The sequence below is a fragment of the Blautia sp. TF10-30 genome, from assembly GCF_003481245.1.
GTDB lineage: Bacteria > Bacillota > Clostridia > Lachnospirales > Lachnospiraceae > Fusicatenibacter > Fusicatenibacter saccharivorans.
On sequence record NZ_QUKM01000004.1, the window covers coordinates 155,514 to 174,612 of the forward strand.

General features: G+C 49.1%; 18 protein-coding genes and 1 other annotated feature. Of the genes, 12 read left to right on the forward strand and 6 right to left on the reverse strand.

Annotated elements, in window-relative coordinates; translation table 11 throughout:
• The first annotated feature begins 13 nt into the window (after nt 1-13).
• The 5 genes from DXD02_RS06000 (at nt 14) to DXD02_RS06020 (ending at nt 5,094) form a co-directional block, all read left to right on the forward strand.
• Nucleotides 14-1,567 (forward strand): DUF3794 and LysM peptidoglycan-binding domain-containing protein, encoded by a 1,554-nt coding sequence (locus DXD02_RS06000; RefSeq protein WP_055268114.1) that lies wholly within the window; start codon nt 14-16, stop codon nt 1,565-1,567.
• A gap of 110 nt (nt 1,568-1,677) precedes the next feature.
• Nucleotides 1,678-3,246, forward strand: a complete 1,569-nt coding sequence (locus DXD02_RS06005) for an RHS repeat domain-containing protein (RefSeq protein ID WP_118666549.1) — start codon at nt 1,678-1,680, stop codon at nt 3,244-3,246.
• Nucleotides 3,247-3,327: 81 nt separating this feature from the next.
• Nucleotides 3,328-3,813, forward strand: a complete 486-nt coding sequence (locus DXD02_RS06010) for a hypothetical protein (RefSeq protein ID WP_117814133.1) — start codon at nt 3,328-3,330, stop codon at nt 3,811-3,813.
• A gap of 99 nt (nt 3,814-3,912) precedes the next feature.
• Nucleotides 3,913-4,470: a hypothetical protein gene (locus DXD02_RS06015; RefSeq protein WP_118666550.1), complete on the forward strand. Its 558-nt coding sequence runs from the start codon at nt 3,913-3,915 to the stop codon at nt 4,468-4,470.
• Nucleotides 4,471-4,611: 141 nt separating this feature from the next.
• Nucleotides 4,612-5,094, forward strand: a complete 483-nt coding sequence (locus DXD02_RS06020) for a hypothetical protein (RefSeq protein ID WP_055228020.1) — start codon at nt 4,612-4,614, stop codon at nt 5,092-5,094.
• A 64-nt stretch (nt 5,095-5,158) separates the two neighbouring features.
• On the opposite strand, the gene DXD02_RS06025 is transcribed toward DXD02_RS06020, so the two are convergent.
• Nucleotides 5,159-6,007 (reverse strand): LysR family transcriptional regulator, encoded by an 849-nt coding sequence (locus DXD02_RS06025; protein ID WP_118666551.1) that lies wholly within the window; start codon nt 6,005-6,007, stop codon nt 5,159-5,161.
• Between the two features lie 139 nt (nt 6,008-6,146).
• Here DXD02_RS06025 and DXD02_RS06030 point away from each other — a divergent pair, with 139 nt between their 5' ends.
• Nucleotides 6,147-7,187 (forward strand): YeiH family protein, encoded by a 1,041-nt coding sequence (locus DXD02_RS06030; protein ID WP_117802372.1) that lies wholly within the window; start codon nt 6,147-6,149, stop codon nt 7,185-7,187.
• A gap of 55 nt (nt 7,188-7,242) precedes the next feature.
• Here the strand turns inward: DXD02_RS06030 and DXD02_RS16075 are convergent, their stop codons facing one another.
• Together DXD02_RS16075 and DXD02_RS16080 are read right to left on the reverse strand one after the other, a co-directional pair.
• On the reverse strand, nt 7,243-7,698 hold the full coding sequence (locus tag DXD02_RS16075) for an HAD hydrolase family protein (RefSeq protein ID WP_330427174.1): 456 nt from the start codon (nt 7,696-7,698) through the stop codon (nt 7,243-7,245).
• Nucleotides 7,632-8,057 carry an HAD-IIB family hydrolase gene (locus DXD02_RS16080; protein ID WP_330427172.1) on the reverse strand — a complete coding sequence of 142 codons (426 nt, stop codon included), beginning with the start codon at nt 8,055-8,057 and terminating at the stop codon, nt 7,632-7,634. The genes DXD02_RS16075 and DXD02_RS16080 overlap by 67 nt, the downstream gene beginning before the upstream one ends.
• Before the next feature lie 331 nt (nt 8,058-8,388).
• Between DXD02_RS16080 and DXD02_RS06040 the strand changes: the two genes are divergently transcribed.
• The 4 genes from DXD02_RS06040 (at nt 8,389) to DXD02_RS06055 (ending at nt 12,356) form a co-directional block, all read left to right on the forward strand.
• The gene (locus DXD02_RS06040) at nt 8,389-9,219 is read left to right on the forward strand and encodes an alpha/beta hydrolase (protein WP_055219937.1); all 831 of its coding nucleotides are present in this window, start codon (nt 8,389-8,391) and stop codon (nt 9,217-9,219) included.
• A 20-nt stretch (nt 9,220-9,239) separates the two neighbouring features.
• Nucleotides 9,240-9,512, forward strand: coding sequence for a hypothetical protein (locus DXD02_RS06045; RefSeq protein WP_022461797.1), 273 nt, complete (start codon nt 9,240-9,242; stop codon nt 9,510-9,512).
• 79 nt (nt 9,513-9,591) lie between these two features.
• Nucleotides 9,592-9,894 (forward strand) — a binding site (T-box leader).
• A gap of 180 nt (nt 9,895-10,074) precedes the next feature.
• Entirely contained in the window at nt 10,075-11,778 is a 1,704-nt protein-coding gene (locus DXD02_RS06050) for a proline--tRNA ligase (RefSeq protein ID WP_118666552.1), read from the forward strand.
• Nucleotides 11,779-11,852: 74 nt separating this feature from the next.
• Nucleotides 11,853-12,356, forward strand: coding sequence for an NUDIX hydrolase (locus tag DXD02_RS06055; RefSeq protein WP_118666553.1), 504 nt, complete (start codon nt 11,853-11,855; stop codon nt 12,354-12,356).
• A gap of 164 nt (nt 12,357-12,520) precedes the next feature.
• On the opposite strand, the gene DXD02_RS06060 is transcribed toward DXD02_RS06055, so the two are convergent.
• Nucleotides 12,521-13,819, reverse strand: a complete 1,299-nt coding sequence (locus DXD02_RS06060; protein WP_118666554.1) for a dicarboxylate/amino acid:cation symporter — start codon at nt 13,817-13,819, stop codon at nt 12,521-12,523.
• Nucleotides 13,819-14,664: a dTDP-4-dehydrorhamnose reductase gene (gene rfbD, locus DXD02_RS06065; protein WP_118666555.1), complete on the reverse strand. Its 846-nt coding sequence runs from the start codon at nt 14,662-14,664 to the stop codon at nt 13,819-13,821. The genes DXD02_RS06060 and rfbD overlap by 1 nt, the downstream gene beginning before the upstream one ends.
• A gap of 212 nt (nt 14,665-14,876) precedes the next feature.
• On the opposite strand from rfbD, the gene DXD02_RS06070 reads away from it, so the two are divergent.
• Nucleotides 14,877-16,208, forward strand: a complete 1,332-nt coding sequence (locus tag DXD02_RS06070; RefSeq protein ID WP_118666568.1) for an MATE family efflux transporter — start codon at nt 14,877-14,879, stop codon at nt 16,206-16,208.
• Between the two features lie 162 nt (nt 16,209-16,370).
• The gene (locus tag DXD02_RS06075) at nt 16,371-17,597 is read left to right on the forward strand and encodes a dicarboxylate/amino acid:cation symporter (protein WP_118594870.1); all 1,227 of its coding nucleotides are present in this window, start codon (nt 16,371-16,373) and stop codon (nt 17,595-17,597) included.
• 67 nt (nt 17,598-17,664) lie between these two features.
• Here DXD02_RS06075 and DXD02_RS06080 read toward each other — a convergent pair whose 3' ends face one another.
• On the reverse strand, nt 17,665-18,879 hold the full coding sequence (locus DXD02_RS06080) for a GNAT family N-acetyltransferase (protein ID WP_022462381.1): 1,215 nt from the start codon (nt 18,877-18,879) through the stop codon (nt 17,665-17,667).
• Nucleotides 18,880-19,099: the final 220 nt, after the last annotated feature.

Consider the following 19,099-nt stretch of genomic DNA (forward strand, 5'->3'; position numbering starts at 1 on the left):
TGGGAGGAGCCTTATGGATTTTGTAAAAAAGATTCTGCATCAGATCAGCAGAAAAAGCGAAGCGGTGTCACAGATTACGTTTGACGAGGACTACAATGTGCCGGACGCAAGGCCCGATGTGGGGCGGATGATTCAGAAAAAAGGCGAGGTGACGATCGGGGATGTGCAGATTTCGGAAGGAAAAGCGCGTGTATTCGGCGGCCTCACCTTTCATCTGCTGTACGTCTCCGACGGCGAACGGCGCCGGATCTGCCAGCTCTCCGGCGAGCTTCCGATCGACGAGACGATCCATCTCGATGGTCTGACAGGGGGCGACAAGGTCTGCATCACCTGGGAAGTGGAAGATCTGAACCTGCATCTCATCAACTCGCGGAAGCTGGGCGTGCGCGCGATCGTCACGCTGCACGCGTGGATCGAGGAACTGTGCGACCTTGCCGTGCCGATGGAAATCCGCGGGGAGAGCGACGTCGCGGTAAAAAGGCAGGAATACCGCGTGGTTGAGCTTGCAGTGCAGAAAAAAGATGTGCTGCGTGTCAAAAAGGAGCTTACGATTCCGTCCGGCAAGCCGGAATTGCACGAGATTCTCTGGCAGGATCTGGAAGTGCGCGGTCTCGATCTCCGCTCTGAGGAGGGGCGGGTCAGTGCGCAGGGAGAACTCTTTGTCTTCTGTCTGTACAGCGACGGCGAGGAGGATCACCCGCTGCAGTGGGTGGAGCAGGCGCTCCCGTTCCAGGCAGAAGTGGAATGCCAGGGCTGCATCTCCGAGATGATCCCGCGGATCGAAAGCACACTCGGCCAGACCACACTCGAAATCCAGCCCGATTCCGACGGCGAGGAGCGGGTCCTGCAGGCGGAGGCCGTACTCGAACTTGACATCTGTCTGTATCAGGAAGAAACCGTATCACTTCTGCAGGACGTTTACCATCCGCACCGAGAATGCATTCCAAAAGTGCAGGAGGAGACTTTGGAGAGCCTTCTGATCCGCAATTCCTCCAAATGCCGCCTGACCGACAAACTGCAGATGCGCGTGCCGAAAAATAAAATTCTGCAGATCTGCCACAGCGACGGCAAAATCAAGATCGACGAGGAAAGAATCGTAGAAAACGGCATCGAAGTAACCGGCGTGGTGGAACTCAGGGCGCTCTATGTCGTGAGCGACGATGAAATGCCATTCTACGCCGCCGAAACCGCCCTCCCTTTCCGCCACACCATCGAAGTCCCGGGAATCGGACCGGACTGCCGCTACGAACTCCAGTCCTCCATTGACCAGCTCTCCACAACCATGCCGGACAGCAGCGACATCGAAGCCAAAGTCGTACTGAACCTGAACGCCCTCGTCTTCCGCCGTAGAAAAGAGATGGTAATGCAGTACGTCGAAGAAAAAGACCGAGATCCGGAAGAACTGCAGAGCCTCCCGGGCATCACCTGCTACTTCGTCAAGCCGGGGGATACCCTGTGGGATATCGCAAAGAAATTTTATACGACAACGGATAAGATCAGGGAATTAAATGAACTGAAAACCGAAACACTCACACCGATGCAGCAGTTATTAGTGGAGCGGGTATAGCGGAAAAGACAGCCTACTGCCTTAAGAATGGAGTTAATCCATCAGGCAGCAGACTGTCTTTTTGCGAGTTCCATGCCGATCTGCATTGCAGAAAGAACAGGTACACTTTTGTGCCGGGAAGAAAAGCAGGAATTACAACCTTGCTTCTCAAAGAAATCAACAATAACGGAAAGAAACTGTCCTTTGTTTATGATGCTGTGGGAAATATTGTTACGATTTCCGAGAATGGTGTTCAGAAAGTAAAATATACGTATAATGCTTTGAGTGAACTGACCCGTGTGGATTCTGCATGGGAAAATAAGAGTATTACGTATACCTACGATGCCGGAATGAATATGACGTCCAGAAAAGAGTATTCCTATACAACGGGAACACTGGGCAATGCGGTAAAGACAGATCTGTTTACCTACCGTGCTTCAGGATGGAAAGATCAGCTTATTTCCTATAATGGCAGCAGCATTTCCTATGATGCGGTCGGCAACATTACAGCTTATCAGGGAAGAACACTGACCTGGTACAGAGGAAGCCTGCTGCAGAGTCTGACCTTAAACGGAAAGAAAGCAGTTTACCATTACGACAGCGAAGGACACAGAGTCCAGTGGAAAGACCTGAACGGAATCAGCCATAAGAACTACTGGTGCGGAAACAAACTGATGGGAACGAAGTATGGAGATGTACTGGTTCAGTTTGTTTACGGTGCGGATAAATCCCCGCTGATGCTGAAAAAGGGAGAAAAAGAGTATTATTACTTGTACAACAGCCAGAATGATGTCATAGGACTGATTGACAGCGATGGAAAACAGGTAGTAAACTATTCTTACGATGCATGGGGAAAACAGACTGGTCTGACCGATATCAGCGGAGAAAATATCGGAAAGCTCAACCCGTTCCGCTATCGTGCTTACTGCTATGATGACGATACCAAGCTCTATGTCACCGCCAGCCGCTATTACGATCCGGAACTGTGCAGATTCCTTTGTGCAGACAACTTTGATGTTGTAAAAGCGGAAATGTTCAGCATAAACGGCAAGAATCTGTATGTGTATTGTTGCAACAATCCGGTGAATGCGGTGGATGAGGACGGCAGCTTTGGGATTTGGATTCTGAAGTTTGAACCAACCACTCCATGGAAGTTAGTGCGGGAAGTAGCCATAGGGATGCTTGTATATGCAGTACAGTGCGGACTGGAAAATGAGAAAGTAACTTTAGAAGGACTTGTAGAAGCGGCCATAGAAAGTGCAGTTGGTTGTGTTTTGGGAGGAGGCGGAGCAATTATTTTTTCAATTGTGACGAATGGTGCGAAAGGGTTTTATTCAGAGTATCAGGAATCGGGAAATATAACAAGAGCGATGGGTGCAGGCGTTTACGATGCTATAATGACAGTGTTCGAACTTAAAACATATAATGTGTGTGTGAAAAATGACGCTATTGAGGATGCATTGAGTGCTTTTACAGATCTTTTTCAGTCTCCATTATTGAGCTATCCAAAAAGCGATGTTTTGGATGGAATGTTTGGAAAACCCAAGAAACAGGCAAATAAAAATGGATCAACACTTAAGAAAAACAGCAACATCAACTTTAGTACAAAAAAAGTTGGGGGGAAAAAGAAGGACTGGCAGAGTAATAAGCCTGCAATTTCCAGAAAAATGCAAAATATAGGACTTCCAGCGCTTAGATAGAAAAGTTTTAAGATGCCTTTGCGCGAAGAAAAATAGTTTTGTACAAAGGCAAAGCGTAAGAAATAACGAGGAGAAGATTGTATGAAAGTAGTATGGGGAAAATTTGGTACCGGCGTAGACCTGATTGTGTGTGCTATTAGTAGTTATTGGTGGGTGAGCCTGTGGGTAAATGAAAAAGATGCGTTCCACGCCTATTCATTAAAAACAAGTATCATAGTGTTTCTAGGAATAATGTTCTTTTTAAGCATAGCAGCTTATGGAACTGTGACATTTCTACTAAAACGAATTTATATTTATGAATGGGGAATAATGTTATCTTTTTGGGGCTATGAAAAAAAGATAGAATGGGAAGATTTTACTGTGATACAAAGATACAATGATCATTTTTTCTTCAACATATCGAAACAGAAAGATGACAGTTTGTTCTGGTGTACCTATCACCCATTTACCAGTATCATGATATTCGACAAGTTCCGCGGACCGGGCTGGGGAATTATACCGCTCAGTGCTGACGAATTTGGTGAACTCCTCACTTCATACGGTGTCAAGTATACAGAAAGTAAATAACATACAAAAAGAGTGGAAGTGTTCTGAGTTCTGGTGTTTTTACGGGGAAAAGAGAGTAGTATAAATACATGTATAATTACAGCTTTGGAGGAAAAACAGTTGCTTGACTGGATTAATGTTTTTAAAGTAAACCGGAAAATTAAGTCCCGTCTCTGGCCGTGGATCAAGATTATTTTGAGTATTATTCTTTTCTTTGCGGTATTTTACGGGGATACGTATGTTCACATTCTGGATAAAACAAAGACGGGACGAATCGTGGAAGCACTGATTCTGGTTGTGTTTTCGTTTCTGGACTATCTGGTCTGCTTTATTTCCGTAGCTGAAATGGACTGCCTGAAGGACCGGCGGTACGCGGCGGCGAAAGAAAGCGGCGAATTTTATAAGGTTTCTGAAATAGAAAGCTCTCTGTTTAATTATGTACCGCGTACCTATACGATTTATTACCGGAGGGGTAGCAGAAGACTTACATTCGGTGTACGGACAAGAACGACAGGAAATCCGCTGGAAATGGGAGACAGGGAATATTTCATAGGACCGACAGGAAAGCGGGAACAGATCGTGAAAGACCTCGATGCGTTGATGAAAGAAGTAAAAAAATACGCAAGATTTGACAAAGTCCTGGTACAGACAGTGAACGGAGAACCGGTAAAGAGATGATGATGCCGGTTCTCCGTTGGTTTTTGTAAATGGATTGACAAGGAGAGAACTTGCCATACGAAGGGATGAACTTTCAGAAGTAATTGAAAAATACCAGATTGAGTTAAAAAAAGTAAAGTAAGAGAAGGTGAATAACGAGCAATGAAAATAAAAAGTTTTCTGCCATCCAAAATAATTGCATGTATGGAATGCTTTGGGCTTTATGTGACATTAGTATATTTGTTTGTTGAACTAAAACCTGAAAAGCATGAAGCAGTCATTTACCTATGTTTTCTCTATGGGGTGATATGTCTCGGATTAACCGTGATATTCTATAATCTTCGAAGAGTATATTTTTATCGGGAAAAGTGTGTTCTTCATTTTGGAAAATATTCAAAAACAATTTCGTGGGATGAATTTGAAGTAAAACGAATCGTTCAGTTTAAAAAAGATACATGGCATGAAATTTGTTTTTCTTTATATCCAGGTATAGACGAGCATAACATGGATTATTTTCATCCGTTTACGATTGTTATAATAACGTTGGAAGATGGTTATTATTGGGCTGACGGATTGTTTATGAAAAGTGAAGATATTGTTCCTGTTCTGGAAGATTATGGAATTCAATTTACAGAGAGAAAATAAGGAAGAGGGCAAACAGTAAACGGAGAACCATAAAGCGATGATGCCGGTTCTCCGTTTTTTTCTGTCACCTTTCCAGAAACTGATGCGCCCAATGCCCAGCGTCCGTATTTTTGAGGTAGACGACATTCAGTTCGTGCGCCCCGGTGAGCGGGGGGCAGAAGAAGCGGCCGAAGCGGGGGTCGTCTTTGACGACGGCCTCGTAGACGAAGCTGATGCCGCAATTTTCGCGGACGAGTTCTTTTAACAGCTTAAAGGAACTGATGCAGGCACAGTCGGAGAAGGCGCTGACGTGGTAGCCGGACTGGGTGAGTTCGCGTTCGAGAATTTTCCGGGTGCCGGAGCCTTCTTCGCGGAGGATCAGGCGCTCGGAGAAGAGATCCGGGATGGGGATCTGCTTTCCGGCGAAGGGGTGGTCTGCGGCGCAGATGCCGAGATACGGTTCCTCGCGGAGCAGGAAAAAGTCATAGCGCTGCTTGTCAAAAAGCCCTTCCAGGACAACAAAATCGAGTTCGCCGTCTTCCAGTTTTGCGAGAAGATGGGCCGTGTTGTCGACAAGAAAGTGAAGCTGCTGGTCCGGTTTTGCAAGAAAGCGGCGGATTTCCGGCAGCAGAATATAATCGCCGATGGATTTTGTCGCGCCGATGCGGAGCAGAGTCTTTGATTTTTCGTGAAGACGCGCGAGAAGCATTTCTTCGTTGTAGCGCAGAGAAAAAGCATACTGCTCGAGAAGGTCGCCTTCCCGCGTCTTCTGCAGCCGCCGAGCCTGGTACGTAAAGAGGCGGACACCGTACTGCGCCTCGAGCGCCTGAATGTGCTTGCTGACGGCAGGCTGCGAGAGATGGAGCAGTTCGGCGGCGCGGCCGTAGTGCATCGTCTTGCAGAGCGTCAAAAAAGTTTCCAGTTTCTGATCCATAAAAACTCCTTTGTAAAATTCTTCATAACAAAATGGAATGAATGCATTCTTGGTTATGCGTTTATTTTATCATGGAAGCATATTAAAATAAACGGGCAAAGAGAGAAAAAAGGAAAAAGAAAGCTGGAGGAAACGTATTGTGAAAAACGCAAAGAAACTGATTCCCGGAGCGGCGATTGCGCTGGTGATTGCCGCTGCGGCGAAATTCCTGGAAAGCCTGGAGGAGAGCGCCGGACTGCACTTTATCGGGGCATCGGTCATCGCCATGTTTATCGGTATGATTGTGAATGCCTTTTACAAGCCGAACAGCGTGACAGCGCCGGGAATTAAATTTACATCGAAGAAGATCCTGAAATTTGCGATTATTCTGCTCGGGGCGAGCCTGAATATCCGCACGGTGCTGACGGTCGGAAGATTTTCCCTGACGGTTATGGTATTTACCCTGGCAACGTGCTTTGGCCTCGGCGCACTGATCGGAAAAGCACTTGGACTGAACTGGAAGACGAGCAGCCTCATCAACGCCGGCACGGGTATCTGCGGCGGTTCCGCGATCGCGGCAATCGCGCCGGTCATCGAGGCGACCGATATGGACATTGCCTATGGCCTCTCCGCAACGTTTTTATTTGATACGGTCATGATCGTCGTATTCCCGATCCTCGGCCACTGGATGGGTCTTTCAGATGCCGCGTTTGGCCTCTGGGCCGGAACTGCGGTCAACGACACATCAAGCGTCGTTGCCACCGGTTACGCATTCAGCGAGGCCGCCGGTGATTTCGCAACCATGGTAAAACTGACACGGACCCTCGCCATCATTCCGGCTGTTCTGGCATTCGCCGCTATCAACGTACATCTGAAACGGAAGGCGCAGGCAGCAGAAGGAACCGCCGTAAAGGTAAGCATCAAATCCATTTTTCCATGGTTTATCTTAGGTTTTCTCGCCATGTCAGCACTGACCTCCTTAGGTCTTATCCCGGCAGGCACAGCAGCCGCATTAAAAACCATCAGCAAATTTCTGATGGTGGCCGCCCTTGCGGCCATCGGCCTGAACACCGATTTCAAATCCCTCTGCCGCTCCGGCGCAAAGCCGATGCTGCACGGATTCATCATTTCGCTGCTGGTAGTCCTGGTAGCGATTGCAGTCGAATTTGCGATCGGCATTGCGCCGCATGGGGTACTGTAAAGAAACAGAGAATTAAAAATTCAGGCATCCGTATAGGATGCCTGGATTTTTTAAATCAAAACGGGTTTGTCGTTTCCTTCAAAAACGTTTTCAAAACCTGCAGCACCCCGTTCTCCCAGTACGGCGGGCAGGTGTGTTTTGCTGAGGCGATGACTTCCGCTCGGGCGTTGGAGACGGCGTAGCTTTCGCCGGCGTTCTGAAGCATCTCGATGTCGTTTAGGTTGTCGCCGAAGCAGCAGACTTCGTCTGGGGTAAGGCCAAAGTAGTTCATCAGAAATGAGAGACCGGTCCATTTGCTGACGCCGCGGGCGTTGCAGTCCAACCATTCCTTACCGGCGACAGCGAGTTTTGCCTGATGATTCCACGCCGGGATGAAATTTGGGGAGCAAAGCTCTTCACAGGAGGTTGGATGGTAGATTGTGAATTTGATAATGTCCTCGTTTTCTACCTTCGATAGATCCGGTACTTCGCGGACATCGAAGCCGTAGGAGTCGCGGAGCCAGTGAAACATGCGGCTTCCGGCATCTTCGGCGAGGCAGTAGTCCGGGGTGGCGGCAAAGCAGTCGCAGGACGGAAGTTCGTCGTGTACCATGCGGCACATGGATTTCCAGAGTGCCGTTCCATCGGATATGTTTTCAGAATCTTTTCCGGTGTGCGCACGACAGTTCCGCCATCGGAGATGTAGAGCAGGCGGTCCTTGATCGGAGCGAAAAGCTTCTGTTCACTGGAAAACTGGCGGCCGGAACAGACAACAAAATGGATGCCCTGGTCGACAAGCCTGGAAACAACAGTCATATATTCCGGGTCGATCAGAAGTGTGCCGTCTTTGACGAGCGTTCCATCGACATCGGTTGCAATCAACTTTATCATAATAGAAAATCTCCTTATCTTGTCACAGAAAAAATTCAAACTATAGCAAGACCAGAAAATAACGCAAAAAAGACAGTGCTGCAGGGCGCGAATTACAAGGAACGGATTTGAAGGCGTACCGGGGTACGACGAAAATCCGTGACGCAGTAATTCACGTTCTGCAGTGCTGAATTTTTTGCATTATTTTCTGGGATTGCTATAAACATGATTATAGCGTGAATTGCTTCGGGGCGCAAGCCGGAACCGGAGGAACGCAAAACTCCACGTTGACGAAATGCGGAAATAAGGCGTAAAATAAAGGAAAATATATATCCACAGGGGGATTTTTATTATGGCATTTATTCAGGTAAGCTTCATGTCAAAAACTTTAATGCGCACCGTACCGCTGCAGGTTATTCTGCCGGTCGACAAATTTACCTTTGGGCAGCCGGAGCGCGAGGAAAAACCGTTTAAAACGCTGTATTTGCTGCATGGCATTTTTGGGAATGAGACAGACTGGGTTCATGGAACCAGAATCCAAAGATGGGCAGAGGAGAAAAACCTTGCCGTTGTCATGCCGGCCGGCGAGAATGCGTTTTATGTGGATCAGCCGTCCATCGGTGCCATGCACGGACAGTTTATCGGAGAAGAACTGGTTGAGATTACAAGAAAAATGTTTCCGCTGTCCAGAAAAAGAGAAGACACCTTTATCGGAGGCCTTTCCATGGGTGGTTTTGGCGCACTCAGAAATGGCCTGAAATATCACGATACCTTCGGGGCTGTGATCTGCCTGTCCGGTGCACTTCATGTGCTGGAAAATCCGGAAGAGAGCAGAGCGGACAGCTTTGCACATGAAGAAGGTTATTTCGGAAATCTGGTCGAAGCAGCAAAGAGTGACAAAAACCCGGCTGTTCTTATCGAACAGTTAAAGGAAGCACGGAAAAAAGATCCGTCTGTCAATGTGCCGACCGTATTCCAGGCGTGCGGAACAGAGGACGGACTTCTGGAAGTAAACCGTCTCTACCATAAACGGATGGAAGAGAGCGGCATGGACATTGTCTACTATGAGAGCAAGGGTGGCCATGAATGGGATTTCTGGGATGAGTGGATCAAAAAGGCACTGGACTGGCTGCCACTTGAGGAAAAGACGGAAGGCCTGAACAGCGGAAACGTAAATGTTTAAAGGAAAAAGGGAGACAGGCAATGCCAGAAACGAGAAATGACGAATTGTACCGTGCGTTAAAACACAACGGTTACCCGGACGACTTCTGCCGGGAAATTGCATACCGCCAGATGAACACCGATTTTACCGCCACGCGGATGCTCGGCTATCTCTACCGCGTCACAAGCCCGCGCGCCGAGGACGTTGTCGATGAGATGCTGGCTATTTTGAGTGACCGCAAAGCATGGATTGAGAAAAAACAGTCCGAGGAAGCCCAGGCGGCAATCAGCAGAATGTACCGGGAAGGTCTGTAACCTGTGCGGGCGTTTATGCAGAAAAAGCAGGAGGAACGGGCTTGCATTCTTTTCCGGTTTCTGCTACAATCAGTGCAGTGAAAAAGCGACGAAAAGAAACAGTAGCGACAGAGCGCATTCAGAGAGAAAGCGGCAGGTGAAAGCTTTTTGCAGAATCTATCGTGAACCGGTCTTGGAGCTGTGCACCGAAGAGAAGAAAATCCATCAGGGAAAATTTATTTCGTAGGCTGCACCGGGATCTCCCGTTACAGAGAAGGTACAGAGAGCAGAGATCACGCGTATTACAAAATACAAAAATCGTGGGGTAAAAATGCTCTGTGTCAGAGTGCAGGAGTTTTCCTGAATTTAGGTGGTACCGCGGATAAAAAAATTCGCCCTAAACTGCAGCTTGCGGTTTAGGGCTTTTTTCTGTTTGAAAACGAAGCATCTAACTCGTTACTTCAGTGATGAGTTAGATGCGTAAAATGTTGACTAAAAGCTTAAAATCGGACAGGCTGGAATGTTCTCGCGTCTGGAAGACTTCAGATGTTGAAAACCCAAAGAATAAGGAGGAAATCAGAAAATGAAACTTGAAAAATTAGTAGGAGAGCGCTTCAAAGAAAGACCTGCTGACTGTGTCATCGACAGCCATGCTATTATGGTAAAAGGCGGATATATCAAATATATGGCAAACGGAATCTATTCTTCCTATCTGCCGCTGCGCCGCATTGTGCGCAAAATCGAGCAGATCCTGCGCGAGGAGATGGACAAAATCGACGGCCAGGAAGTGCAGTTCCCGGTTGTCATGCCGGCTTCTCTGTGGGATGAGTCCGGCCGTTACGATAGCATCGGCGATGAACTGCTGCGTTTCACCGACCGCAACAATGCCAAAATGGTACTCGGCATGACCCACGAGGAGGCAGCCGTACATCTCGTTCGCGAGTATGCACAGAGCTACACCAAATATCCGTTTATGATCTATCAGATCCAGACAAAATTCCGTGATGAGGCCCGTCCGAGAGCCGGACTGATCCGTGTGCGTGAGTTTACGATGAAGGATGCTTACTCCTTCCATACCAGCCAGGAAGATCTGGAGCAGTATTACGAGAAATGCCATGCAGCATACGAGCGCATCTTCGAGCGTGTCGGCGTGCCGGAGGTGGTATCTGTCAAATCCGATTCCGGTATGATGGGCGGAAACATCTCCCATGAGTTCATGCTTCTGACTCCGGTCGGAGAGGATTCCATCGTTCTGTGTGATTCCTGCGATTACAGAGCCAACATGGAGGCAGCTGAGAACATTTCCGATATCGCAAGAGACGCAGAGTCCGCTGCACTCGAAAAGGTTTACACGCCGAACGTCCATACCATTGAAGACGTCTGCAATTTCTTCGGAGACGAGACAAAGAACTCCTGTAAAGCCGTTGTTTATCAGCAGAATGTTGATGATAAATATGTTGTCCTTTTCATCCGCGGCGATCTCGAAGTCAACGAGACGAAGCTGGTCAACTTCCTCGGCGAGCAGGTTCACGCAGCCGTGATCACCGAAGAATGCGGCCTGAACGCAGGCTATATCGGACCGGTGAACCTGAAGGTGAACGGAGATGCCGTTGTCCTCTACGATAAATCCCTCGAGGGAAGAAACAACCTTTCCTGCGGAGCCAACGAGGCAGAGCATCATTACAAAGGACTCGACATGGAGCGCGACGTTTTGAATGCCGAGTATCACGATTTCGCAAAAATCCAGGAAGGCGGCATCTGCCCGAAATGCGGCAAAAAGACCGTGAAGATCTCCAGAGGTATCGAGGTCGGAAACATCTTCCAGCTTGGAACCAAATATACAAAATCCATGAATATGACCTATGTCGATGCAAACGGCGAGAGCAAGACCCCGATCATGGGATGCTACGGTATCGGTGTCGGCCGTCTGGCAGCATCGGTCTGCGAGGCACATCACGATGAGTACGGCCCGATCTGGCCGAAAGCTATCGCTCCGTGGCAGGTACACCTCTGTGCGGTCCGCGTCGATGACGAGGAAGTAAGAGCATACGCGGACAAGCTGTACGAGGATCTGCAGAACGCAGGCATCGAAGTGATCTACGACGACAGAAGCGTCAGAGCCGGCGTAATGTTTGCCGATGCCGACCTGCTCGGTATTCCGCTTCGCATCATCGTAAGCCCGAAAAATATGAAACAGGGCGTTGTCGAGGTTGCATCCCGCGATAAGACTCTGAAAACACAGATTCCGCTGGAAAATGTGATGGAAGAGATTAAACAGTATCTGTAATGATTCAGAACCATGCGAAAGGGAAGAAAAATCGCGATGGGGTTCGGAAGAAGTTCGACAGGAGAAAACACGATATGGAACTCTGGGATATCTATGATGAAAACAAACAGCCGACCGGCCGCACGATGAAGCGGAATGACTGGCATATGAAGCCGGACGAGTTTCACCTGACGGTGCTCGGCGTAATCGCAAGACCGGACGGAACCTTCCTTATCACAAAACGTGTCATGACGAAAGCCTGGGCACCGGGCTGGTGGGAGGTTTCCGGCGGCGCGGCACAGGCAGGAGAGAGCTCCTGGGAGGCCGTGCGCCGTGAGGTCAGAGAGGAAACCGGACTCGATGTGAGCAAGGCAGACGGCGGCTACCTCTTCACTTACCGGCGTATCAACCCGGATGAGGGAGACAACTACTTTGTCGATGTCTATCGCTTCGTGATGGATGTCAAAGACGAGGATCTTCACCTTCAGGAGGAAGAAACGGACGGCTACCGTTTTGCTGCGCTGGACGAAATCAAAGGATACGCCGCAGAAGGCAAATTCCTGCATTACGACAGCATCCGCCAGGCATTTGAACTGTAACAGAGAAATGAGATAAGAAAAACGCGTTCCCGCCGGAAACCACAGAGGTTTCCGAAAACGGGAACGCGTTTTTATCATTTACAGGATTCTTTCTTGCCGTAGGCATGCCTGAAAAAGGCTTTTCGTAAGCGTTTGACCGTAAGCGCGCAAGCGGTTCCTTGCGGTTAATCGCGATTGAATACTTCGCGGTTGAGCGCCTTTTCCTGATGGCTGACAATCGTTGTGCAGACAGCATCGCCTGTGATGTTGACTGCGGTGCGCAGCATATCGAGAATACGGTCGATACCCATGATAAGAGCGATACCCTCCGTTGGCAGTCCGACGGAATTCAGTACCATAGCCAGGGTGACAAGTCCGACGCTTGGGATACCGGCGGTACCGATGGAAGCCAGTGTTGCGGTAACAACAACCGTTGCGAGGTTTGCCGGAGTCAGATGAATACCGTACGCCTCTGCGATGAAGATGACAGCGACACCCTGCATAATGGAGGTACCATCCATGTTGATGGTTGCGCCGAGCGGAATGGTGAATGAAGAGATCTGTTTCGAGACACCCATCTTTTTGTTCAGCGTATCAATCGACATCGGGATTGTCGCGTTGGAGGTTGCGGTGGAAAATGCAAATCCCATAACCGGAAGGAATTTTTTCACGAATTTAATCGGATTCAGCCGTGTGAATACGAACAGAAGAACCTGATAAATGATGAAGCACTGCAGTGCCAGCGCCAGTGTTACATTTCCCATGTATTTCAGCATCGGTGCGAACGCAGAAAAGCCGACCGTTGCAAAGGTACGTGCAATCAGACAGAAAACGCCGACCGGGGCCACCTTCATGACCGTCATGGTCATTTCCATCATGACATCGTTAAACTGGCTGATAAAGTTGGAAACGACCGAAGCGCGGTTTCCGAGCTTTGCCAGCATTACGCCGACAAACAGGGCGAATACGATGATGGGAAGCATATCGCCGTTTGCCATGGAACCAATCGGGTTCTTCGGGATGATGTTGAGCAGTGTATCCACCAGGCTGACGCTGGAATCTGCTGCTGTCGAGGACAGGTTGGCTTTCTGAACCGCACTCATGTTAAGTCCGAGACCCGGGTGAATGAGCAGGGCGGTTCCAAGTGCGATGCAGACGGCAAGTGCTGTGGTAACAAGGTAAAAGCCGATCGTTTTTACGCCGACCTTTCCGAGGGTTTTGCTGTCTCCGATGGACATACTTCCGCAGACGAGGGAGCAGAAGACAAGCGGTACGACAAGCATCTGCATCAGGCGGATAAAGCCCTGTCCGATGACATACAGCACACCTTCTACGATGACGGTGTCCTTGATATAGCTGGACGGGATCCAATAGTGAATCACCACGCCGAGCAGCGCACCGGCCAGCAGGGCAATAAAAATCTGGGTGGAAAGCCCGGGCTTCTTTTTTGACTTTTCCGTTGTTTCTTTTCTGTTTCGGACCATTATTCGATTCCTCCGGTTTCTTCGAGATATTCTTTCAGTGCCGTTTTCCAGTCGAGCGGCTCAGGAATACCGGTCAGGCGGAGCATCATGTTGTCCAGAACAGAATAGGTCGGGCGGACATCATTGCGTGCGACAACCGGGTAGAGATCAAGGTCACCGGTTTTTCCGGTATACTCGAGGATGGTTCTTGCAAACTCATAGCGGCTGCAGCTTCCGGGGCAGACAACGTGGTACAGACCATACTCCTCGCTGTCGATAAAGTGGCAGATCACGCGCGCAAGCTCAAAAGCACTGGTCGGAGCCGCATACTGGTTGTTTGGAACCTCCATCGTGCCGCCCTTTGCCGCATTGCGGAGTACTTCGTCCACAAAATCGCGGCCGATCCCGTAAATCCAGGAGCTTCGGATGATGACAAAGCGGTTCAAAAGCTGTGTCAGGATTTTCTCTCCGGCCTCTTTTGATTTTCCGTAGATCGTACGCGGATGCACGGTATCAAACTCGTTGTACGGGATGCGGGATTCCTTGTCGAAAACGTCATCCGTTGAGATCTGAATAACCTTTGCGTCGATATCATTGGCGGCAAGCGCTACGTTGCGCACACCGATGGCATTGACACGATAGGCTTCGTCGATGTTTTTTTCACACTCGGCAACGTCGGTCATACCGGCGCAGTTGATGATAACGTCGGGACGGTTGACATAAACGAACTGTGTGACTTCATCGATTTTGGTAATATCAACCTCGTGAATATCCGTTGGAAGAAGCTGATATTCCACACCCTCCAGCAGTTCCAGAAGGGCAGTACCGATGTGGCCTTCGGCACCTGTAATCCATATTTTTTTCATAGGTTCTCTCCTGTCCTTGATTTATATACAGAAAAACTGTAATTGTATTTATTTTACCTGTGGACTTTACAGAAGTCAATAAATTATGGAAAGTCTCTGTGCAGAACCGGAAAAAAGTGGTATCATTTCTGTATATGTCTGCGGTGTAAGACTGCATATCTGCTACAAAAGAAGGAGGAGTATTTTTGAAAAAGAACAAATATGAAATCGACATGTGCAACGGCACGATTATGGACAAGCTGATTTCCTTTTCGCTGCCGCTGATGGTGTCCGGCATTCTGCAGCTGATGTTCAACGCGGTGGATATCATCGTCGTCGGACGGTTCAGCGGAAGCCAGGCGCTTGCGGCTGTCGGATCGACAACGGCACTCATCAACGTGTTCATCAACCTGTTTATGGGAATCTCGCTCGGTGCGAATGTGCTTGCGGCGCGGTATTATGCAGCGGGGCGCGACCGGGAGATGTCGGAAACGGTACATACATCGATCATGCTGGCGCTGATCAGCGGCGTTGTGATGGCGTTTGTGGGCGTATTTTTTACAAAAGGCGCGCTGGAGCTGATGGATACACCGGCGGATGTCATTGATCAGTCGGCATTGTATATGAGAATTTACTTTATGGGAATGCCGTTTTTCATGCTGTACAACTACGGTGCGGCGATTCTGCGTGCCGTCGGCGACACGAAGCGGCCGCTGTATTTCCTGATTGTATCGGGTGTGATCAACGCTGGTCTGAATATGTTCCTCGTGATCGTGTTCAGTCTCGGCGTGGCAGGTGTGGCGATTGCAACGGTGGTTTCGCAGGCGATCTCCTGCGTGCTGGTTCTGCGGTGCCTCTATAAGAGCGAGGGAAGTTATCAGCTCCGGTTCTCGAAGCTGTGCATGAAAAAGGATTACATCATCCCGATTTTCCAGGTCGGCATCCCGGCGGGTATTCAGAGTACCGTTATCAACTTCTCGAACGTGCTGCTGCAGTCATCCGTCAATTCCTTCGGTTCGATTGCAATGGCAGGCTACACGGCGGCCAACAATGTGCTGGGATTTTTATACACCTCAGTCAACTCCGTCACCCAGGCGTGCATGAGCTTCACAAGCCAGAACTACGGTGTCGGAAAATACAAACGAATGGATAAGGTGCTGATCGACTGCCTGATTCTCTCCAGCGGCATCGCACTGGTGATGGGTGGCGGCGCGTATCTGTTCGGTACGGAAATCCTGCAGATTTACACCGGGGACCCGGAGGTTATCCGCTGCGGTATGGAAATTCTGTCGATCACGACGGTTCCGTATTTCCTCTGCGGCATCATGGATCTCTTCCCGGGAGCCCTGCGCGGTATGGGATGCTCGGCGGTGCCGATGATTCTGTCCGTCATCGGAACGGTCGGAACGCGAATCGTGTGGATCTTCGGCATTTTCCCGCAGCACCGCTCGCTGTATGTGCTGTTCATTTCGTATCCGGGATCGTGGATCATCACGATTATCATGCAGGTGATCTGCTATCTGATTATGCGGAAGAAAGTCTACAGCCGGGCAGCAGCCGTATAAAAAAGAGAAAAAAGACAAAAAGCCAGAAAAACCGCGGATAAATCCATTTTTAGGTGGAATTATCCGCGGTTGTGTGATAAGATGACTGTATGCGAAGAGGCAGGTAGAAGATACAGGGACACCTGCCTCTTACTCTGTGAAAAAGGAGAGAAGAGAGAACATATGAAAAAGTTTTATGCATGGTATCAGAAGCATATTACAGGTGCGATCTTTACCGGACTGCTTCTCGGTATCTTAACCGGACTTCTTCTGGCGGACCGCTTTACGCCGATTCTGACCGTAACCGGCGTCATCGGCGGCATCTACATGAACGCCTTGAATATGATGATTTTCCCGATGGTATTCTGCTCAATTGTCATGGGCATCTGCAGCATCGGAAATGCAAAAACGACAGGTAAGATCACCGGCTACTCGATGATTTTCTTCCTGTGCACCACCGCGATTGCAAGTGCAGTCGGCATTATCATTCCAAGACTGATCCGCCTCGGAAAGGGAGTCCATTTTGAGATGGCAACTTCCGATATCCAGGCGACCGAGATGACCAGCATCCTCGACACGATCAAAAACCTGATTCCGTCCAATCCGGTGAAAGCATTTGCGGAGGGCAACATGCTCCAGGTACTCGTGTTCGCTGTCGTTGTCGGCTTTACGCTGATTGCGGTCGGAGAGAAGGGACAGCCGCTCTTAAACGTGATCGACTCCCTGAATGAGGTCTGTTTAAAAGTCATCAGCACCGTTATGTACTTCACCCCGATCGGTGTCTTCTGTACGATCGTGCCGGTTGTCGAGGCAAACGGAACCAAAACCATCGTTTCCCTGGCAACCCAGCTCATCATTCTGTATGTGGCATTCTATGGATTTGCGATCGTCGTCTACGGCGGCGCTGTAAAACTCATCGGAAAGACGAGTCCGGTCAAGTTCTTTAAGGCGATCATGCCGGCAGCCCTGAATGCATTCGGAACATGTTCCAGTTCCGCGACGATCCCAATCAGCAAGCGCTGTGTCGAGAAAGAACTCGGCGTTTCGAACCAGATCAGCAGTATCGCAATCCCGCTTGGTGCCACTGTCAACATGGATGCGGTATCGATCCTGATGTCGTTTATGATCATGTTCTTCGCAAATGCCTGCGGCATCAACGTCAGCATTTCGATGATGGTGATCATTCTGCTTGCCAACGTCCTGCTTTCTGTCGGAACACCGGGTATCCCGGGCGGCGCGATCGCATCATTCGCAGCACTCGCCACGATGGCAGGTCTTCCGGCCGGCGTCATGGGCGTTTACATCAGCATCAACACACTGTGTGACATGGGTGCCACCTGCGTCAACGTCATCGGCGATATGGCAGGCTGCGTTGTGCTGCAGGAGAAAATCAAACTGGAAGAAAACTAAAAAATGTTACATAGAAAAAGAGGGATTCCTTTCACGGGAGTCCCTCTTTTGCAATGCGTAAAATAAATTAAATATAGTCCGAAACATATGGAATATGGTGGAAGAGCAGGTCGTCCAGGCATTCCACAGTCTGCGGCGTCGTTTCGATGCGCGCCATCTCATACAGCTTGGAAGCCGTCTTGTAGCCGAGCAGCAGTGTCGTGAGCGATGCGATCGTCATTTTCATCACATGGTCCGGCTCGCGGTCGGTCGGCACACAGTGTCCTTTTTCAAAGAAGAATGTGAAGCTGTCATTGTTCCACGGAAGCAGCTCATCCTCGATCTCAAAACGGATACACACATCCGGCTCGTCCGGGTCGCAGGCGTAATGTTCCATAAACTGCACGACATCGATGATACGCCCCATCGAGTACGGGCGAATCGTTTCTTTGATATCGCTGTCCTCAAGCTCGAACGCGATGGGTTCACTGTAGTAGTTATTTCCTTTGACCTCATCGATCATGGAATCGTGTGCATGAATATACTCCCAGAGTCCCAGCTGCGCCTCACGGTTCAGATAGATCATCTCTTTGATATGCATGATATCGGAGCTGATCAGATAGACCATGTAGCCGTACGGCACATCATCAGCGGAATAGTAGATCGCAACGACGGTATCATCCTCATCCCAGCGGAAATATTCTTCCCACGCCAGATTGTTGCGGTAGAGGCAGCCGTGCGTCTTCGAAGCAAATTTGGTATGTAGTTCCTTAAAATCCTTGTCATCCCATGCCACGCGGCGCACATAGCCAGGGGCTTTGAGTTTCCGCGGCACCTGCGTGTCCTTGATGGTGTATGTCATCTTATTGGAAATGATTTCCCATCCAAGATTCCGGTAGAGCGGAATAGAGTAGGGATAGAGAAGCGCAAAGGAACGGTGGTTTTCCCGCATGCGCGTGAGACTCCGGATCATCAGCTTTTTCATGATGCCCTGGCCGGTGTATTCCGGGTAGGTGCAGACGCTGGTGACAAAACCGACGGGATAGCGGACACCGTAGATATTCATGTCCAGCGGATAAACCGCGAACTGTGATACCAGATCCTCCTCGCAGAAACAGCCGAGCACATCGGCACGGACGAGAACCGGGAATTTGGACTGCTTGATTTCATCGTCTTTCCATCCGCTTTCGGAAAGCTCCTGCTCTGTAACCTGAAAGGCGTAGCGCAGAAGTGCATTGTACTGCTCTGCGTCGTCGATGGTCAGCGGGCGGAAGGTTAAGTTCGAATCTTTCGTTTGAATCATGGATTACTCCCTCATTTTATTGTGAATCAAAGTATAGTGAATCAGATACTTTATTTTTTCGTAAATATTCTATCATAAGAAATGGAATTTGTGCAGTTAAAAATAAAGCCCATTCCGCAAATTTGGTAAAAAGATCAAAATAGTGTTAGAAATCGGATAAAAACTTCAAGAAACAGACAAAAAAAATTAATAAAATGAAAAACATACAGGGACAGTCTGC